The following is a 17,866-nucleotide window of genomic DNA, read 5'->3' on the forward strand; positions in this document are numbered from 1 at the left end:
TCGACAGGGGCGGCGGCCTTCGTCATTCCCGCGCCGTGTCGTCGGCCCTGTTCGTGGGGGCAGGGTCAGCGATCTCACCCTTGCGCCGCACTGCGGTGATGGGTTGCCATGGAGGGCATGAGTTTTCCGCTGCTACTGAGTTTCGTGGGGTTGTGTGTGCTGCTCGCGCTCACGCCGGGGCCGGATACCTTTCTGGTACTGCGATTCTCGATGACCGGATCGCGACCCGGAATCGCGGCCGCGGTGGGCTCGGCGTTCGGCGGGATCGTGTGGGCCACGGTGGTCGCGGCCGGGGTCGCGGCACTGCTGGAGCAGTCGGCGACCGCATATCGCACGCTCAAGGTGATCGGCGGAGTCTACCTGGTGTACCTGGGCGTCCGGGCGCTGCTGGCGCATCGGCGCGGGCCGGGCGCGGCGACCGGCGAGACGGATGTCGCGGTGGCGCAGGGTAAGTCCGCGTCCCTGCGCTCGGCGTTCGCTGCCGGATTGCTGTCGTGTGTCTTCAATCCGAAGGTGGGATTGTTCTACCTCGCGGTGCTGCCGCAGTTCCTGACCCAGGTGACATTCCTCAACACGCTCACGCTCGGGGCCATCGAATCCAGTGTCGCGGCAATCGAAATGATCCTGCTGGCGGTGGCGGCCGCGCGGGCGGTGGAGTTGCTGCGGCGGCCGCGTGTCCGGGTGCGACTGGAGCAGGCGAGCGCGGCGATCCTGGCGGCGCTGGGTATCGGCACGGCGGCCTCGGCCGCGGCCTGAGTCAGTCGGCGATCTCGGCGCGGTGGTACGCGCCGTTGTAGTACACCAGTGGGCCGACCGCGGGTGAGTTCTCGGTGTTGTCGTGCACCTGGGTGACCAGGCCGATGACCAGGGTGTGGTCGCCGATCGGGAGGAGCTGATGGACCGTGGCGCGGACCCAGATGGGGGTGCCGTGCAGGACAGGTTCGCCGGTGCCGAGCGTCGTCCACAGGGACCGGTCGGTAAAACGCTCCTCGGCGGTCCGGCTGAACCGTTGGGCCAGGTGCTTCTGATGCTCACCGAGGAAATGCACAACCAGCGATTCGGCCCGCAGTATGGCCTCGATGCTGGAGGAGGTCTCGGCGATATTGAACGAGATGAGCGGCGGCTGCGCGGAGAGCGAGGCGAACGAGGTGGCCGTGAAACCCACCGGACCCTGGTCGGACTCGAGCGTGACGATGGTGACCCCGGCCGGATAGTGCCGCATGGCCGCGCGGTACTGCTGCGCGGTAATGCCGCTGAGATCGTCGGGCACGTGTAGCTCGGTGCCGGGCGTCGGGGAATCGCTCACGTCACGAAACTACGTGGTCGAGCGCTCGGTTATTCCACCCTGTAAGAAATCGCTCAGTCCGCGCCGGTGGCGATGCTCAGTCCACGTCGATGGCCAGGCCCGCGGTGATCCGGACCAATTCCCCGAAGGTGGTGCGGAACAGCGTGTTCGGATGCCCGCCCGCGGCCCACAGCTCCTGATACCGCGACAATGCCGTGTCGACGTAGGTCGGCAGATTGGTGGGATGCCCGAGCGGGGCGACACCCCCGATGGGCTGCCCGGTCACCTCGCGGACCATGGCCGCGGGCGCCCGGGAGAGCGTGCCCTCGAGGCGCTCCCCGGTGCGGCTCAGATGCACCTGGTGCGCACCGGACACCAGCAGCAGCACCGGATCGTCGTCGAGCAGGAAGACCAGCGATTTGGTGATCGCCCCGACGGTCACGCCGAGCGCGTCGGCGGCTTCCTGCGCGGTGTGGGTGGGACTGGGCTGGGTGATGATCACCCCGTGATGGCCGCGCGCGATCAAGGTGTCGGAGACCTTCGACGCGACCGGTGGCAGGGACCTGCGCATGGCAACCAGGGTAGAGCGATTGCAGTGGATGTGCCGGGGATCAATAGTCGGGATAGCCCTCCTCCGGGCCCAGCAACTCGGTGAGGCGGTCGCGCACGATCGGGGCCAGATCCTCGACGGTGCGCTGCGAAACCCGCTGGTGCGCACAGGAATCGAAGACCCTTTCCAGGTCGATCGCGGACAGGGCGTGCAGCTCCGCCGCGGCGGCCGTCTGGAGTGCGGCGTGGCCGGGGTACGGGCGGCCGTCGGCGATCTTCTGGGCCCAGGTGACATTGCAGCAGCATTCGTACAGGGCATGAATCGCGCGGCGGCGGGGGAGCGTATTGAAGCGGTCGAGGCCGATTCCGTGATGCATCAACATCCAGACCTCACACACGGGACGGGCGAGTTGTGCGGACCCGCTAATCGTCCGCCGGAAAGCGCTCCGAAGACACTGCGACGCAGCAGATTTAGCACAGGATTTACACCGGCCCGACACGCCCCCGGCACCCCCGATACGCTGGACCGATGACCGAATGGAAGGCTTTCGAGGTCGAAAGCAAGGACCACATCGCCCAGGTGACGCTCACCGGTCCCGGCAAGGGCAATGCCATGGGCCCCGACTTCTGGCGCGAGCTGCCGCTGATCTTCAGCGAACTCGACGCCGACCCGGACATCCGCGCCATCGTGCTCACCGGATCCGGCAAGCACTTCTCCTACGGCCTGGACCTGCCGGCCATGAGCCCGCTGTTCGGGCCGCTGCTGGCCGACAAGGCGCTCGCCGGGCCGCGCACCGACTTCCTCAAGCACGTGCGCAGCATGCAGGACTCGGTCACCGCGGTCGCCGACTGCGTCAAGCCGGTCATCGCGGCGATCTCCGGCTGGTGCATCGGCGGCGGCCTGGACCTCATCGCCGCCGCGGATGTCCGCCTGGCCAGCGCCGACGCCAAGTTCAGCCTGCGCGAGGCCAAGGTGGCCATCGTCGCCGACATCGGCTCGCTGCACCGGCTGCCGGGGATCATCGGCGAGGGGCACGTGCGCGAGCTCGCCTACACCGGCAAGGACATCGACGCGGCCCGCGCCGAGAAGATCGGCCTGATCAACGACGTGTACGCCGACCAGCAGGCCGTGCTGGACGCCGCCCACGCCATGGCGCGCGAGATCGCCGCCAACCCGCCGCTGGTGGTGCAGGGCATCAAGGACGTGCTCGACCAGCCCAAGCGCAGCAAGATCGCCGACGGCCTCCGCTACGTGTCGGCCTGGAACTCGGCGTTCCTGCCGTCCGAGGACCTCACCGAGGCCATCCAGGCGGTCTTCGAGAAGCGCCCCCCGGAGTTCAAGGGGAAATAACAACTCTCGTAGCTACCAGGGGCCGCGCCCCTGAAACCCCTATGGCTCGAGGGGTTCCGTCCCGGAAAAGGACTCCATGCCTCCGGTTCCCGGCCTATCGTTTTGGGCGGGGGACCGGAGGTTTGGCCATGGCTACATCCGAGGTGAGCGAGTCGACCGGTGAGGGCGGCTTCACTCATCGCGAAATACTGGTGATCCTCAGCGGCCTGCTGCTGGGCATCCTGCTCGCGGCGCTCGATCAGACCATCGTGTCCACCGCCATCCGCACCATCGCCGACGATCTGAACGGGTATTCGCTGCAGGCCTGGGCGACCACCGCGTATCTGATCACCGCCACCCTGGCCACCCCGCTGTACGGCAAGCTCTCGGACATGTACGGGCGCAAGCCCTTCTACCTCGCCTCGATCACCATCTTCGTGACCGGCTCACTGCTGTGCACCTTCGCGCAGTCCATGTACGAGCTGGCCGCCTTCCGGGCGCTGCAGGGGCTGGGCGCGGGCGGGCTCATGTCGCTGGCGCTGACCATCGTGGGCGATATCGTGAGCCCGCGCGAAAGATCCAGGTACCAAGGGTATTTCCTGGCCGTGTTCGGCACCTCGAGTGTGATCGGGCCGGTGCTGGGCGGGCTGTTCGCGGGACAGCACAGCATTCTCGGGATCGCGGGCTGGCGCTGGGTGTTCCTGGTGAACGTGCCCATCGGCCTGTTCACCCTGGCCGTGGTGACCCGGGTGCTGCGCCTGCCGCCACGCGAGAAATCCCGTGACCGCGTGGACTACTGGGGCGCGCTGGCCCTCATCATCGCCATGAGCCCGCTGCTCATTGTGGCCCAGCAGGGGCGCGAATGGGGTTGGAGCAGTGCGCGATCCATCATCTGCTACCTGATCGGCGCGCTCGGGGTGATCGCCTTCATCCTGGTGGAAGCCGCGCTGGGGGAGGCCGCGCTCGTCCCGCTGCGCATCTTCGCCAACCGCACCTTCGCGCTCGGCGTGGTCATCTCGTTCGTGGTGGGCGCGGGCATGTTCGGCGGAATCCTGCTGCTGCCACAGTATTTGCAGGCCGACCGGGGTGCGAGCCCGATGCTGGGCGGGCTGCAGATGATCCCCATGGTGCTGGGCATGATGATCGGCTCGGTGGTGTCGGGGCAATTGATCTCGCGCACCGGGCACTACCGCGTATACACACTGCTGGGCTCGGCCATGATCACCATCGGGTTGTTCCTGCTGCACTACCTGAAGGCCGATACGGCGTACTGGATCGTGGTGCTGTTCATGCTGTGCGTGGGCTTCGGGCTCGGCAATCTCATGCAGCCGCTCATCGTGGCGCTGCAGAATGCGTTGCCGCCCAAGGACATGGGTGTCTCCACGGCCGCCGCCACCTTCTTCCGGCAGATCGGCGGCACCCTCGGCGCCGCGGTGTTCCTGTCGATCCTGTTCGATCGACTCGGGCCCAATATCCGCGCACAGCTGATGGACGCGGGCAGGGACCGCAAGTTCCAGGACGCCATCGCCGCCGGGGCGCACGACGGGAATCCCGCGGATATGGCACTGTCGCAAGGGTTTCTGAACCACGACACCTCTGCCGCGCAGGGGGTGCTGAACGACAGCTCGGTGATCCAGAAGCTCGATCCCGTACTCGCACACCCGTTCAAGGTCGGATTCGCGGAATCGCTGTCGACGGTCTTCCTGACCACGTCCGCCGTCACCTTGCTGGCGTTCGTGCTGGTGGTCTTCTGGAAGGAAGTCCCGCTGCGCACGACCGCCGGGCTCGCGGCCACTGCCGAGTAGGACGGGGATTCGGGAAAACGAAAGGGGCGGCGCGGAATCCGCGCCGCCCCTCGTCATCGGGAGCTCAGTGGCCGCCCTGCTCCTTCAGGCGAGCGTAGGCCTCGTCGACCAGCTTCTCGGCCTTCTCGCGGCCTTCCCAGCCCTCGACCTTGACCCACTTGCCGGGCTCCAGGTCCTTGTAGCGCTCGAAGAAGTGCGCGATCTCCTTGCGCTGGAACTCCGGGATGTCCTCGACGTCCTGGATGTGGGCCCACCGCTTGTCGCCGGCGGGCACCGCCACGAGCTTCTCGTCGGTGCCGGCCTCGTCGCTCATGATGAGCACGCCGACGGGGCGGGCCTCGACCAGCACACCCGGGAACACGGGCTCGGGCAGCAACACCATGCAATCCAGCGGATCGCCGTCGCCGCCGAGGGTGTTCTCGATGTAGCCGTAGTCGGCCGGGTACATCATCGGCGTGTACAGGTAGCGGTCCAGCCGAACGCGTCCGGTCTCGTGATCGACCTCGTACTTGTTGCGCTGACCCCGGGGGATCTCGATCGTGACGTCGAACTCCACGTCATCTCCTTTTTCGGTGGGCGGTATGGCTGCCGACTCGCCAGCTCGTTCAAGGGAACGACTGCGCAACGAGGATAGTGTGTGAATGCGGGGCAGTTCGCGGCCCGGCTCGGTTCTGGAGCGACGGAGCGCAGCGACTGAGCGGAGGAGTGCGGAACCGCCGGGCCGCGAACCTGCGACGCCGAAGGCGGCGCAATCAGATACAGGAGACAGCGGCAGGTGTTTGGTCGGAACAAGCAGAACATCGGTGGTCTGGAGGCCAAACGGCGGCGCAGAACCTGGATCGTGGTGTCATTGCTGCTGGTCATCGTCGTGGTGGCGGCCGGAGCGGTGGCGGTGATCCTGAAGCCGTGGACGGAGGAATTCCGGCACGGGGGGTTGACGATCGCCGATCCGCCTCCGCCAGTGAAGCCGATCCCGCAGGTCGCGCCCGCCCCGGTCACCGCACCCGCCGCCTCCGCGAACGGGCTGGCCGCCGCGCTCGGACCGGTGGTCGGCAATCCGGATCTCGGGATCTTCGCCGCCTCGGTCTCCGACGGGGACACCGGCAAGGTGCTGTGGACCATGGACCCGGACAAGGGCATGATCCCGTCCTCCACCGCCAAGATCCTCACCACCGCGGCCGGACTGCTCGCCCTGCCCGATGATCACCGGATCACCACGAAGGTGGTGACCGGCTCGGCTCCCGGTGAGATCGTGCTGGTCGGCGGCGGTGACCCGACCATCACCGCGCAGCCGGACGGCAAGGGCTACTACCCGGACGCGCCCCGGCTGCAGGACCTGGTCGCGCAGATCAAGAGCGCCGGGCAGCGGGTGGACTCCATCCTGGTCGACACCTCCGCCTACGCGGGCCCGAACTTCGCGTCCGGCTGGGACAACGCCGATATCGCGGGCGGCTCCATCGCGCCGCTGGACCCGGTCATGATCGACGGCGGCCGCCTGGATCCGCTGGTCGAATATTCGCCCCGCACACCGACTCCCGCCCTCGACGCGGGCCGGAAGCTGGCCACCGAACTGGGCGTCGATCCCGCCAAGGTGAAGCCGGGCACCGCCCCGGCCGGCGCGAACCAGCTGGCCGCCGTGCAGTCCGCGCCGCTGCGGGAACGCATGCTGCAGGCCATGGTGCACTCCGACAATGTGCTGGCCGAGGCCATCGGCCGCGAGATCGCGGTGGCGAGCGGGCAGGAAGCCTCGTTCACGGGCGCGGTGACCGCCATGACGACCGTGCTGCAGGCAGCCGGATTCGATCTGACCGGCCTGAAAATGGCCGACAACAGCGGACTTTCTACCGACGACCACATCCCCCCGCGCCTGCTCAACCGGGTGCTGACCGTGGCCGCGCTGCCCAACGGCGCTGGGCCGCAAGGCAATTCGACCGCGGACCCGGCCGCGGCCACCACCACAGGCTCCCCGCTCGCGCCGCTGCTGGACTTCCTGCCGGTGGCGGGAGGCACCGGCTCGCTGGCGACCCGCTATGTCGACCGGGATCGCGACGGGGCGGGGTGGATCCGGGCCAAAACCGGAACTCTGTCCGTCTCGAGTGCGTTGGTGGGTTATGTGCTGGACCGCGACGGACGGGTCCTGACGTTCGCCTTGATGTCGAACGATCGGCCGCCGGAGGTGAGCCGACCCGCGCTGGATGCCGTCGCCAACGCACTGCGCAACTGTGGCTGCTCCTGACGGGTGGATGAACATGACCGGATCCGAAAACCCTGTGGCCCCTGCTCGCACCCGGACCACCCTGACCGGTGTCGTGGACTGGAACGTGGCCGCCCGCACCGGCGCCGCGCTGGTGCCCGCCGGGCCGCGGACATCCCGCTACTCGGCCGAACACGCGGTCGCCGAACTCGCCGCCGCCTCGGTCCGTGCCGAGGGCCCGGTCCGCGAGGTCAGCGGCCTCGACGACGGGTCGGTGGTACCGGACGCGCTGATCGTGGACCGGCCCGGCTGGATCCACGCCGCCGCCGAATCCATGGCCCAGCTCACCGGCAGCGGCGTGGAACCCGGGGAGAAGGGCAAACTCGTCGGCAAACCGGCCGGACTGCAGGCCGGGGCCATGCTGGCGTTCCTGTCGACGGCCATCCTCGGCCAGTACGACCCGTTCACCGGGCCCGAGGGCACGCTGCTGCTGGTCGCGCCCAACATCATGGCGGTGGAACGCGCACTCGGCGTGCAGCCCAGCGACTTCCGGCTCTGGGTGTGCCTGCACGAGGTCACCCACCGTGTCCAATTCTCTTCCGCCCCTTGGATCGCCGGCTATATGCGCCGCAATGTCGAGGTGCTCGGTGAGGCGGGCGACGAGCCCCTCACCGACATGCTGGCCCGGCTCGCCGACGCGGTGAAGGAGCGCCGCCGCGGCGGCGACGACCCGGCCGGCGGCGTCATCGGGCTGCTGCGCGCCACCCAGGCCGCACCGCAACGCGAAGCCCTCGACCGCCTGCTCATGCTCGGCACGCTGCTGGAGGGCCACGCGGACCACGTCATGGACGCTGTCGGACCCGCCGTGGTGCCCTCGGTCGCCCGCATCCGCGCTGCCTTCGATCAGCGCCGCAAGCGCCCCGCCAACCCCATCCAGCGGCTGCTGCGGGCACTGCTCGGCATGGACGCCAAGGTCGCCCAGTACGTGCGCGGCAAGGCCTTCGTCGACGAGGTCGTCGACACCGTCGGCATGGCGCGGTTCAACACCATCTGGAGCGACCCCGAAACCCTGCCCCGCACAGACGAAATCGGCGAACCGCAGCGCTGGGTCACCCGCGTTCTCGGCTGAGCCGTTGCCGCCGCACCGTGTCCCCGGGCCCGCGTGCGACGATCAGGGCGTGAACGATCGGCCCCGGCTGCCCGAGACGCCTGCCGCACTGGAGATGCGGCACGCCGTGCGGGAATGGCTGGGACGGTACGCACCCGACGGCGTGGTCGCCGTGGCCCTGTCCGGTGGGGCGGATTCGGTCGCGCTGACGGCCGCCGCCTGTGCGGAGGCGGATGTGGTGGACGCCCTGACGGTGGATCACGGTTTGCAGCCGGGGTCGGCGGAGGTGGCCGCGGCGGCGGCCGCGCTGGCGTCGCGGCTGGGCTGCCGGTCGGCGCGGGTACTGACCGTGGTGGTCGAGCGCGCCGGGCAGGGTCTCGACACCGCCGATCGCAACTCGGACATCGGCCCTGTGGGCCTCAGCGACCGCGCGGGCAAGGCCAGGTACCCGGGTGGTCCGGAAGCGGCGGCCCGGCGCGCCCGGTACGCGGCGCTGGACGAGGCGCGGCAGGGATTGCCGGTGCTGCTCGGGCACACGCTGGACGATCAGGCCGAAACGGTGCTGCTCGGGCTGGGGCGTGGGTCGGGGGCGCGGTCCATTCGGGGGATGCCGGAATTCGATGCGCCGTGGGGGCGGCCGCTGCTGGGGGTGCGGCGGAGTGTCGCTCGCGAACTGTGCGCGGATCTCGGGATCACGCCCTGGGAAGACCCGCACAACAGCGCGCCGGAATTCACCCGGGTACGCCTGCGACACGAAGTGCTGCCTCTGCTCGAGGACGTGCTCGGCGGCGGCGTCGCCGCCGCGCTCGCGCGCACGGCAGCGCACCTGCGGGAGGACGGGGAGGTGCTGGATGCGCTCGCCGGAGAGTTGCTGGCAGTCGCCCGGGACGGTGACGGGCTGCGAATCGAGATACTCGCCACTGCCGCGCCCGCGGTCCGCCGTCGCGTCATCCGCGAATGGTTGCTCGAGCGTGGCGCAAAATCATTGACGGACAGCAATTTACGTGCGGTCGAGGCGCTGGTCACGCGATGGCGGGGGCAGGGCGGGGTCGCGGTGGGCGGTTCGCCCAGTGGGACGAGGTTGGTTGCCGCGCGTGAACATGGCAGGCTCATACTCGGTTCGGAGTAAACCCGGATTCGGGTCGCCATCACTGAAGGGAAACCAGCAGACGTGTACGGGGACGACATCGCGTCGGTGCTGATCAGCGAGGAACAGATCGCCGACAAGGTCGAGGAACTGGCCGAACTGGTCGCCAAGCGCTATCCCGCCGATGCCCCCGAGGGCGACCTGCTGCTGGTGGGCGTGCTCAAGGGCGCCATCTTCTTCATGACCGACCTGGCCAAGAAGCTCACCGTGCCGACGCAGATGGAGTTCATGGCCGTCTCGTCCTACGGATCCTCCACCTCGTCCTCGGGCGTGGTGCGCATCATGAAGGACCTGGACAAGGACATCGCCGGGCGCAATGTGCTGATCGTCGAGGACATCATCGACTCCGGGCTGACGCTGTCGTGGCTGCTGCGCAACCTGTCCAGCCGCAACCCGGCGTCGCTCGAGGTGGTGACGCTGCTGCGCAAGCCCGATGCGCTGCGCACCCAGGTGGATGTGATGGCCGTGGGCTTCGACATCCCGAACGAGTTCGTGGTGGGTTACGGCCTCGACTACGCCGAGCGCTATCGCGATCTGCCGTACATCGGCACCCTGAACCCGAAGGTCTACGGCGGGGAGTGACAACCCTCGTAGCTCTCAGGGGCTTCGCCCCGTAATCCTGGAGATTTCAGGGCTTCGCCCCGGACCCCATTCGAGGATCGAAACCAAGGCCGCTACCGGTTACTGGGAGCGGCCTTCGGCATTGATGTGACGAAACTCACTAAGTCGGCTGGTTTGGGGGGTGGGCCGGGGAAGGTGTCCGTTGCTGGATGTCAGCGCTCGGCTCGCGCGGGAATCGGGCGTGAGGCCGGTGTTATGTGTAACTGCTGGTCAAGTGTCCGCTCGGGGGCGGGCGGGGGAGTGCTGGTGAATGGCCAGGAATTCGCGGGTCCGGTTAACAGAATGTTTCGACGGGGTCCTATGCTGTCTGTAACAAACCTGACGGCTGTTTTCTGATCCAGTTGCAAACTTTTGGGTCGGATACGGCTGGAAAATCAAGACCGATTCTGATAGCAAGGGGCTATGGACCCGCATTTGCGCGACCTGCGGTATTTCGTCGCCGTCGCTGAGGAACTGCATTTCACCAACGCCGCTCAGCGGCTGCACATCGCACAACCCACCCTGTCACGACAGATCCGTCAGCTGGAGCGCCAGCTCGACGTCGTGCTGTTCGACCGCAACCAGCGCAGCGTGGCCCTGACCGTCGCCGGCAAGGAACTTCTCGAAGGCGCGCGGAAGATTCTGGAACTGTGGGAAGTCACCAATGTCGCCCTGCAGGAGGCCGGTGAGGTGCTGCGCGTCGGCATCCAGTCCTCCATCGGGCGCGGCCTGATCACCGACCTGGAGAGCGCCAGCGGCCACCGGCTCGCCCTGCACTCCGCGTCCTGGACCGACCCGTCCAGCGGGCTGGCCGGCCGCCAGGCCGACCTCGCGCTCATGTGGCTGCCGGTGCCCGACACCAGCCGCTACCGCTGGCAGGTGCTGCGCACCGAACCGCGCTGGGTGCTGCTGCCCGAGAACCACGCCTTGGCCGGCCAGGAGCACATCGACTTTGCCGATCTGATCGACGAACCCTTCATCGCCATGCCCGCCGAAGCCGGTGCGGCACGGGACTTCTGGCTCGGTGCGGACGCCCGCGGCGGCCGTCAGGCCAAGATCGGCGCGGAAGCGGCCACCGCCGAGGAGCGCCTCGAAGCGGTCAGCCTCGGCCTGGGCGTGTGCCTGCTGGCCGAGAACAATGTCCCCATGTACCGCTGGCCCGGCCTCACCGCCCGCCCGGTCACCGGCCTGGCCCCCTGCGAACTGGCGGTGGCCTGGCGCGCCGACGACGACCGCCCCACCATCCTCGAGTTCGCCGTCCGCGTGCTCGACGGCGGCTTCGCCGAGAAGGAAGCGGTCGCGGCCCAGTAGACCTCAGCCCCGGCCCGGTCGAAGCGGGCGGCGGCAGAGGGTCGGAGGTTGCCGCGGTCCTTCCGGGAGTACGGGATCGAGACCGAACACGAGACAGACGAACAGCGCCGCGTCACCGAGTGACGCGGCGCTGTGCTGTATCCGGGACCTGTACCGGGACGTCCTCAGGGAGCGACCCGTTGCCACGGGTGGGTGGCCTCGATCTGCGCGGCCAGCCGGAGGATGGTCGACTCGCTGCCGGGCGGGCCCGCGATCTGCGCCGCGACCGGGGTGCCGGTGCGAGGGTGCAGGCCCATGGGCAGCGACAGCGCGGGCCAGCCGACCAGGTTCCACAGTGGCGTGAACGGCGAGAACTTCGTGTTCGCAAGGACATTCGCCAGCCAGGGGCGGGAATGCCAGCGGCGGGCGCGCGGGGCGGGGGTCGCCAGGGTGGGCGTGATGACCACGTCGTAGCGCTCGAAGTAGTCGAGCAGCCGGGCCTCCACCCGATCGACCTGAGATGGGCGCAGCAGTCCGGACTTCAGCACCGCTCTGCCGAGGGCGATGTGTATGCGGGTGCGGCGCTGCAGACGATCCGGGTGCGGGACGGTCGCGGCCTCGCGGGCGGCATTGCCGAGCCAGCGCAGCAGCAGCGCGAAAGTCGAGCCCTGGTATGGGAGTTCGGCGACGCCGATGATGTGGCCCGCCCGGGAGGCGGCCGCGGCGGCCTTGTCGGCGGCGGCGGTCCAGGCCAGGTCGATACGGCCGTGTGGCGTCGGAATCCCGGTGGCCAGGCCGATGCGCAGGGTCGAGGGCGTCTCCAGATCGGCCAGGTCGGGGCGGTCGGCGAGCACCGAGAGCACGAGTGCGGTATCCGCGACCGTCGTTGCGAGGACCCCGTTCTCGGTCATCCCGCCCCACGAGTCCAGTCCTACCTCGGCGGGCACCAGGCCGCGGCCGGGCTTGAGGCCGACGACGCCGCAGCAGGCGGCCGGAATGCGGACCGAGCCGAGCCCGTCATTGCCGTGCGCGATCGGGACCAGGCCGGAGCCGACCGCCGCACCGGAACCACCCGACGAGCCGCCCGCGGAGTAGCGGGTGTTCCACGGATTGCGGGTGATGCTGCCCGGGCCGTCGGTGACACCCCAGAGCCCGAATTCGGGAACCGTGGTGAGGCCCACGACGATCGCGCCCGCGCCCCGCAGCCGTCGCACCACCGGGTGATCGCCGGTGGCGGGGGTGTCGGAACCGGCCAGTGAGCCGGCCCGGGTGACCTCGCCGGCGACGTCGATATTGTTCTTCACCGCGATCGGCACGCCGGCCAGCGGCAGCATGTCCAGGTCCGGTCGTTCGGCCACCGCCCGGGCCTCGGCGCGGGCCGCTTCCTCGCGAACGCGACTGAAGGCGTTCAATTTCCGATCGCGGGCGCGAATCCGGTCCAGCGCCGCGGCGACCGCGTCCTCGGGGGAGATCGAGCCGTTCTGGACGGCCGCGGCGATGCCGGTGGCCGTGGTCAGGTCCACGGGGGGCCGGTCGGATGGGGTGTCGGAATCGGCCGTGGCGCGTGCCACCGCTACCTCCTCGGTGGTGCCGGCTGTGGCGATTTCAGCCGGTAGGTCCGTGCCCTCGTCGTACATGCTGGTCTTCCCCCGTCGCCTAGTGTCGAAATCGGGTGATCCGCTCGTGAGCCGCAAGTTATCATTCCGGCTAGCGGTCGGGGATGATGGTGTCGGGTGTGGCGGGTTCTTTGTCGCAATCTTAGAATCCACGACATCCTCGGATCGACAGTGCGGATCGACGACATCCGTGCCGAACCAGAGGGGTGCGGACATGGCTTCTGGTTCCGACCACCGTTCCGGTGGTTACTCGGCAAAAACGGAATCGAGTGCGGTCGCCGCCTTCACGGCGGCGTGGGACTCCGCTGCGGCGCCGCCCCGAATCTCCGACTATCTGCCCGACGCCACCACGCTGCGACGGGGTGCGCTGATCGAGCTCATCCGGGTGGACATCCGCCATCGCTGGCTGCGCCGCCCCGCCGGGACCGAGGTCTCCCCGCCCAAACGGCTGCGCGAGTACTGCGCCGAATTCCCCGAACTCGCGGACCAGGATCTGCCCGCCGGGCTGGTGTACGAGGAGTTCGTCATCCGCCGGCACAGCGGCGAGCGTGTGGATCCGCGCGACTGCCTGCGCGAATATCCGTATCAGGCGGCCGAGCTGCGGGAACTGCTGAATGCCGACGACGAGGACCAGAACACGCGGCGGGCCGGGCTGGACGAGTCCACGCGCGCTGACTTCGGGCTCGAACGCTCCGACCGGACGCAGCTCGAGGTGACCGCCCGGGCCGGGCTTCCCGCGGACGGCGACACCACCCGGGTGCCCGAACCGGGTGAGGTGACGCTGTACGAGGATCCCTCGCAGCTGGTCGGCGCACCGATCGAGCACACTCGGGCTACCGGCGGGATCACCACGCCCGAGACCGGGGAACTGCTCGATGGCATCGAAATCGGCCAGCGCATCGATGATTTCGACCTGCTGACCAGTCTCGGTTCCGGGGCGTTCGCCCGGGTCTTCCTGGCCCGGCAGCGCTCCCTGCAGCGGCTGGTGGCGGTGAAGATCTCCGCCGACCACGGCACCGAGCCGCAGACCCTGGCCCAGCTCGACCACGACTACATCGTGCGCGTCTTCGACCAGCGGCTGATGTCGGACCGGCGCACCGAATCCGGGCGGCGCCTGCGACTGCTGTACATGCAGTTCCTGCCCGGCGGCACCCTGCTCGGCGTGCTGCGCTGGGTGCGGGCCACCCCGCCCGAGCAACGCAGCGGGCAACTGCTGCTGGACGCGGTCGACGCGGCCATGGAGGAAAAGGGCGAGATCCGGCCCACCGACTCCAGCGTGCGCGCCGAGCTGGCCGGGCTGTCCTGGCCGGAAACCATTGCATGGCTGGGCCGCCGGCTGGCCGAGGCACTGGACTACGCGGACGGGCACGGGGTCCTGCACCGGGACGTGAAGCCCGCGAATGTGCTGCTCACCGCCGAGGCGGTACCGAAGCTGGCCGACTTCAACATCAGCTTCAGCCGGAATATCGACAGTGCCAGCCCGGTCGCGTACTTCGGCGGCTCGCTGTCCTACATGTCCCCGGAACAGCTGGAGGCGTGCCATCCCGGCTCCGCCACCAGCGCCGGCGACCTGGACACCCGCGCCGACATCTTTTCCCTCGGCGTGGTGCTGTGGGAGCTGCTCACGGGGGCGAAGCCCTTCGACGACACCACCGCCGGGCCCGGCGACCACGGCGACCGCACCACCCTCGAGGGCATGCTGGCGCGGCGGCGCGGCGGCGTCGACACCGCCGCCCTCGGCCGGGTGCCGCCCGACTGCCCCGCCGCGCTGCGCCGGGTGCTGCTCAGCTGTCTGGAGCCCGCCCGCGAACAGCGCTGGAGCAGCGGTGCGATCCTGGCCAAACAGCTCGACATGTGCCTGGACGAACGTGCCCGCGACCTGGTCGACCCGCCACCGCGCAGCTGGCGGATGCGGTTGCGGCCGTGGATGATTCCGCTGGTCACGCTGGCCATCGTGGTGCCGAACGCGCTGGCGTCGCTGTACAACATCGCGCACAACCGGGCCTTCATCATCAACCATCTCACCGAGTCGGCCATGCACACCTTCACGGTCACCACGACCACGGTGAACCTGGTGTTCTTCCCGCTCGGGACGGCCATCATCGCCTATCTGTGCCGGTCCCTGATCTTTGTGCCGCGCGGGGTGCGCCTGGGCCGCGAATACGACCCGGAGACGCTCCGCAGAGCCCGCGCGGACGTGCTGCTGGCCGGGGAACGCATCTCCCTGGTGGTGTTCTCGCTGTGGGTGATCGCGGGCGTCATCTTCCCATTCGCGCTGCGCATGACGACCACCGACCTACCGGCCCGCGGCATGGTGCACTTCATAGTGTCGCTGGTGGTGTGCGGGGCCATCGCCGTGGCGTATCCGTTCTTCCTGGTGGCCTTCTATCTGGTGCGGTGCATCTATCCGATGTTCCTGCGGCACGGCGACATCAGCGCCGAGGACGCGGTATGGCTGCACCGGCTGGGCCACCGCTGCACCACCTATCTGTCGGTCGCGGCGTCGGTCCCGTTGCTGGCGGTGGCGGGCGTGACGTTCCTCCCGCCGGAAGACATTCCGCAGGTGATCGTCGCGGTGCGGGTGCTCAGCGTCGGCGGGATCGCGGCCTTCGTCCTGATCTACGCCATGTTCCGTGCGCTGGAGGCCGACCTGGCGGCGCTGGAGCGGGTGGTGTCGTCGACCCCTTCGTCGCGGGCGCCCGGAAACGGCGCGGGTACCGAACCGTGAGCGAACTCGCGGCGCAAGCTCTCGCGCGCTTCGCTGCCGACTGGGAATCCACCCTGCGCGGCGACCGCCACGAACCGCCGAGCCTGGCCGGCTACCTGCCCGACGGGCACGAGGTGCGGCTCGCGGTCCTCACCGATCTGGTGCGGGTGGACATGCGGCAGCGCTGGCGGCGCGCCGGAATGGAGAAGCGGCTCGCGGAGTACCGCAGGGAATTCCCGGAGGTGGGGACCAGCCCGGACTTCGCCGACCTGGTATGCCAGGAATACCTGGCCCGCAGCCGCTTCCGGCCGGTGGACGTGGACAGCTTCACCGCCGAGTACCCGGAGGCGGCCGCCGAGATCCGCCGCCGCTTCACCGGCGACACCCCGCCGGCCCCGCCGCCCGTGCTGCCCGAGGGCATCGGAATCGGCCGCCGCCTCGAGGATTTCGACCTGCTCACCGATCTCGGTGGCCGCGAACACAGCCGCATGTTCCTGGCCCGGCAGCGATCCATGCAGCGGCTGGTCGCGGTGCGGGTGGAGGCGGGCGTGGACAGCGACACCGACACCGTCGCGCAGCTCGACCACCAGCACATCGTCCGGGTCTTCGACCAGCGCCTGATCGCCGACGGCAGCACCGGAAAACCGTTGCGGCTGCTGTACATGCAGTATCTGCCCGGCGGCACCGTCGACGGCGTCCTGGCCCGGCTGCGGCAGGAATCCGCGACGGCCGGACGCGACAGCGCCGATGGCGGACTGCTGCTGCGGGCCATCGACGCGGCGATGGAGGCCAAGGGTGAGAGCCGGCCGGCCGGGTCCCGGGTGCGGGCGGAGATCGCCGGGCTGAGCTGGCCGGAAACCGTGGCGTGGGTGGGGCGGCGGCTGGCGGAGGCGCTCGACTACGGGTTGCGGCAGGGGGTGCTGCATCGCGACATCCGGCCCGGCAATGTGCTCTTCACGGCGGAAGGGGTGCCCAAGCTCGCGGATTTCGCGCTGGGGCCGGTGTACTGGAGTGGGTCGTTCATCGGCGCGGGCGTGAATGATGCTGGGGCGCTGCGGTATCGGTCGCCCGAGGCGCTGGCCGCGCTGCTGGATCCGGCCGCGCCGCTGCCGGACACCCGCGGCGACATCTACTCGCTCGGACTTGTGCTGTGGGAAATGCTCACCGGCGCACTGCCATTCGACGATGCCGACACCGGGACCGATGCCGGGGCGGTGCGGGCCATGCTGACCCGGCGGATGGCGGGCGTGCCCGCGGCGGCCTTGGACGCCCTGCCCGCCGACACCCCGCCCGCGCTGCGGCGGGTGCTGCTGGAATGCCTGCGACCCGAGCCGGCGCGTCGCTGGCAGACCGGCGGCCAGCTGGCCGGGCAGTTGAACCTGTGCCTCGATCCGGGGGCGCGGGACCTGGTGGATCCGCCACCGCACACGCTGTGGGCCCGGTTGCGCGGCTGGCCGGTGCCGATCGCGATGCTGTGCGTGGGCCTGCCGAATGCCGTGGCCAGCTGGTACAACATCCGGATCAACCAGAGTCTCATCGTGAATGAGCTGCCGCTGGTGGATCAGCAGCGGTTCGAGCAGGTGGCGCTGGTGAACAATCTGGTCGCCTTCCCGCTGGCCGCGCTGCTGCTGTTGTGGCTGGCGCGGCGGCCGCTGACCGTCTCCTACCGATTGGCCCGCGGGCATCGGTACACCCCGGCCCAGCTGGCCCGCGCCCGCGCCGACACACTGCTGATGGGGGAGCGGGCGGTGTGGGTGCCGTTCGCCATGTGGCTGATCGCCGGGGTGGCGTGGCCGCTGGCCCTGTCCCGTACGGGGGCGCAGTTGCCGCACAATGCCTTCGCGCACTTCTTCACCGCGCAGGTGGTGTGCGCGACCATCGCGCTGGCCTATCCGTTCTTCCTGATCATGGTGTACGCGGTGCGGTCGCTGTATCCGCAGTTGCTGGCGCGCGGTTCGGTGGGGCCCGCCGATCGGCAGCAGCTGTCGGCGCTGGCCCGGCGCAGCAATTTCTATCTCGCCGCGGCCGCATCGGTGCCGCTGTTGGCGGTGGCCAGCGTGACCTTCGTCTCGACCGCCGATCTGTCGCTGGTGATCGTGCCGCTGCGGCTGATCAGCGTCGGCGGCGTGCTGGCGTTCGTGGTCACCTACCGGCTCTCGCGGATGTTGGAGGAGGACCTGCAGGCGCTGGTGCGTGCCATTCCCGAAGGCGGGCATTGATTCCCCGTAGGCTCGT

15 protein-coding genes are annotated in these 17,866 nt (G+C 69.3%); 10 read left to right on the forward strand and 5 right to left on the reverse strand.

The genetic code is table 11. From position 1 onward, the window contains the following. The first annotated feature begins 117 nt into the window (after positions 1 to 117). The gene (locus tag ABZ909_RS13770) at positions 118 to 756 is read left to right on the forward strand and encodes a LysE family translocator (RefSeq protein WP_356998612.1); all 639 of its coding nucleotides are present in this window, start codon (positions 118 to 120) and stop codon (positions 754 to 756) included. Position 757: 1 nt separating this feature from the next. Here the strand turns inward: ABZ909_RS13770 and ABZ909_RS13775 are convergent, their stop codons facing one another. The 3 genes from ABZ909_RS13775 to ABZ909_RS13785 all read right to left on the reverse strand — a co-directional run bounded on the left by ABZ909_RS13775 (position 758) and on the right by ABZ909_RS13785 (position 2,217). Further along, complete coding sequence (locus tag ABZ909_RS13775) at positions 758 to 1,306, reverse strand: flavin reductase family protein (protein ID WP_356998615.1); 549 nt, start codon at positions 1,304 to 1,306, stop codon at positions 758 to 760. 76 nt (positions 1,307 to 1,382) lie between these two features. Then, positions 1,383 to 1,856, reverse strand: coding sequence for a YbaK/EbsC family protein (locus ABZ909_RS13780; RefSeq protein ID WP_356998617.1), 474 nt, complete (start codon positions 1,854 to 1,856; stop codon positions 1,383 to 1,385). Between the two features lie 40 nt (positions 1,857 to 1,896). Beyond that, positions 1,897 to 2,217 (reverse strand): 2-oxo-4-hydroxy-4-carboxy-5-ureidoimidazoline decarboxylase, encoded by a 321-nt coding sequence (locus tag ABZ909_RS13785; RefSeq protein WP_356998619.1) that lies wholly within the window; start codon positions 2,215 to 2,217, stop codon positions 1,897 to 1,899. Between the two features lie 146 nt (positions 2,218 to 2,363). Between ABZ909_RS13785 and ABZ909_RS13790 the strand changes: the two genes are divergently transcribed. Together ABZ909_RS13790 and ABZ909_RS13795 are read left to right on the forward strand one after the other, a co-directional pair. Then, positions 2,364 to 3,185 carry a crotonase/enoyl-CoA hydratase family protein gene (locus ABZ909_RS13790; protein ID WP_356998621.1) on the forward strand — a complete coding sequence of 274 codons (822 nt, stop codon included), beginning with the start codon at positions 2,364 to 2,366 and terminating at the stop codon, positions 3,183 to 3,185. A gap of 128 nt (positions 3,186 to 3,313) precedes the next feature. Beyond that, positions 3,314 to 4,969, forward strand: coding sequence for an MDR family MFS transporter (locus tag ABZ909_RS13795; RefSeq protein ID WP_356998624.1), 1,656 nt, complete (start codon positions 3,314 to 3,316; stop codon positions 4,967 to 4,969). A gap of 64 nt (positions 4,970 to 5,033) precedes the next feature. Here the strand turns inward: ABZ909_RS13795 and ppa are convergent, their stop codons facing one another. Continuing rightward, complete coding sequence (gene ppa / locus ABZ909_RS13800) at positions 5,034 to 5,525, reverse strand: inorganic diphosphatase (protein ID WP_356998626.1); 492 nt, start codon at positions 5,523 to 5,525, stop codon at positions 5,034 to 5,036. A 219-nt stretch (positions 5,526 to 5,744) separates the two neighbouring features. Here ppa and dacB point away from each other — a divergent pair, with 219 nt between their 5' ends. The 5 genes from dacB (at position 5,745) to ABZ909_RS13825 (ending at position 11,329) form a co-directional block, all read left to right on the forward strand. Then, positions 5,745 to 7,205: a D-alanyl-D-alanine carboxypeptidase/D-alanyl-D-alanine-endopeptidase gene (dacB, locus tag ABZ909_RS13805; protein WP_356998628.1), complete on the forward strand. Its 1,461-nt coding sequence runs from the start codon at positions 5,745 to 5,747 to the stop codon at positions 7,203 to 7,205. 13 nt (positions 7,206 to 7,218) lie between these two features. Beyond that, positions 7,219 to 8,292 (forward strand): zinc-dependent metalloprotease, encoded by a 1,074-nt coding sequence (locus ABZ909_RS13810; protein ID WP_356998630.1) that lies wholly within the window; start codon positions 7,219 to 7,221, stop codon positions 8,290 to 8,292. 94 nt (positions 8,293 to 8,386) lie between these two features. After that, entirely contained in the window at positions 8,387 to 9,400 is a 1,014-nt protein-coding gene (locus ABZ909_RS13815) for a tRNA lysidine(34) synthetase TilS (RefSeq protein WP_356999231.1), read from the forward strand. A 42-nt stretch (positions 9,401 to 9,442) separates the two neighbouring features. After that, entirely contained in the window at positions 9,443 to 10,000 is a 558-nt protein-coding gene (gene hpt / locus ABZ909_RS13820; RefSeq protein WP_356998633.1) for a hypoxanthine phosphoribosyltransferase, read from the forward strand. Positions 10,001 to 10,441: 441 nt separating this feature from the next. After that, positions 10,442 to 11,329: a LysR substrate-binding domain-containing protein gene (locus ABZ909_RS13825; protein ID WP_356998636.1), complete on the forward strand. Its 888-nt coding sequence runs from the start codon at positions 10,442 to 10,444 to the stop codon at positions 11,327 to 11,329. 164 nt (positions 11,330 to 11,493) lie between these two features. On the opposite strand, the gene ABZ909_RS13830 is transcribed toward ABZ909_RS13825, so the two are convergent. Beyond that, complete coding sequence (locus ABZ909_RS13830) at positions 11,494 to 12,879, reverse strand: amidase (RefSeq protein WP_356998639.1); 1,386 nt, start codon at positions 12,877 to 12,879, stop codon at positions 11,494 to 11,496. Between the two features lie 259 nt (positions 12,880 to 13,138). Here ABZ909_RS13830 and ABZ909_RS13835 point away from each other — a divergent pair, with 259 nt between their 5' ends. After that, positions 13,139 to 15,652 (forward strand): serine/threonine-protein kinase, encoded by a 2,514-nt coding sequence (locus ABZ909_RS13835; RefSeq protein ID WP_356998641.1) that lies wholly within the window; start codon positions 13,139 to 13,141, stop codon positions 15,650 to 15,652. Further along, on the forward strand, positions 15,649 to 17,850 hold the full coding sequence (locus tag ABZ909_RS13840; RefSeq protein WP_356998643.1) for a protein kinase: 2,202 nt from the start codon (positions 15,649 to 15,651) through the stop codon (positions 17,848 to 17,850). The genes ABZ909_RS13835 and ABZ909_RS13840 overlap by 4 nt, the downstream gene beginning before the upstream one ends. Positions 17,851 to 17,866: the final 16 nt, after the last annotated feature.

Origin of the sequence: Nocardia sp. NPDC046763, from assembly GCF_040645495.1 — a bacterium.
Lineage (GTDB): Bacteria > Actinomycetota > Actinomycetes > Mycobacteriales > Mycobacteriaceae > Nocardia.

Excerpts from the sequence above, each read along its gene's own strand:
- ABZ909_RS13790 (WP_356998621.1), top strand. The coding sequence starts at position 2,364 with ATGACCGAATGGAAGGCTTTCGAGGTCGAAAGCAAGGACCACATCGCC.
- ABZ909_RS13795 (WP_356998624.1), top strand. The coding sequence starts at position 3,314 with ATGGCTACATCCGAGGTGAGCGAGTCGACCGGTGAGGGCGGCTTCACT.
- ABZ909_RS13770 (WP_356998612.1), top strand. The coding sequence starts at position 118 with ATGAGTTTTCCGCTGCTACTGAGTTTCGTGGGGTTGTGTGTGCTGCTC.
- ABZ909_RS13815 (WP_356999231.1), top strand. The coding sequence starts at position 8,387 with ATGCGGCACGCCGTGCGGGAATGGCTGGGACGGTACGCACCCGACGGC.
- ABZ909_RS13835 (WP_356998641.1), top strand. The coding sequence starts at position 13,139 with ATGGCTTCTGGTTCCGACCACCGTTCCGGTGGTTACTCGGCAAAAACG.
- ABZ909_RS13810 (WP_356998630.1), top strand. The coding sequence starts at position 7,219 with ATGACCGGATCCGAAAACCCTGTGGCCCCTGCTCGCACCCGGACCACC.
- ABZ909_RS13825 (WP_356998636.1), top strand. The coding sequence starts at position 10,442 with ATGGACCCGCATTTGCGCGACCTGCGGTATTTCGTCGCCGTCGCTGAG.
- ABZ909_RS13785 (WP_356998619.1), bottom strand. The coding sequence starts at position 2,217 with ATGTTGATGCATCACGGAATCGGCCTCGACCGCTTCAATACGCTCCCC.
- ABZ909_RS13780 (WP_356998617.1), bottom strand. The coding sequence starts at position 1,856 with ATGCGCAGGTCCCTGCCACCGGTCGCGTCGAAGGTCTCCGACACCTTG.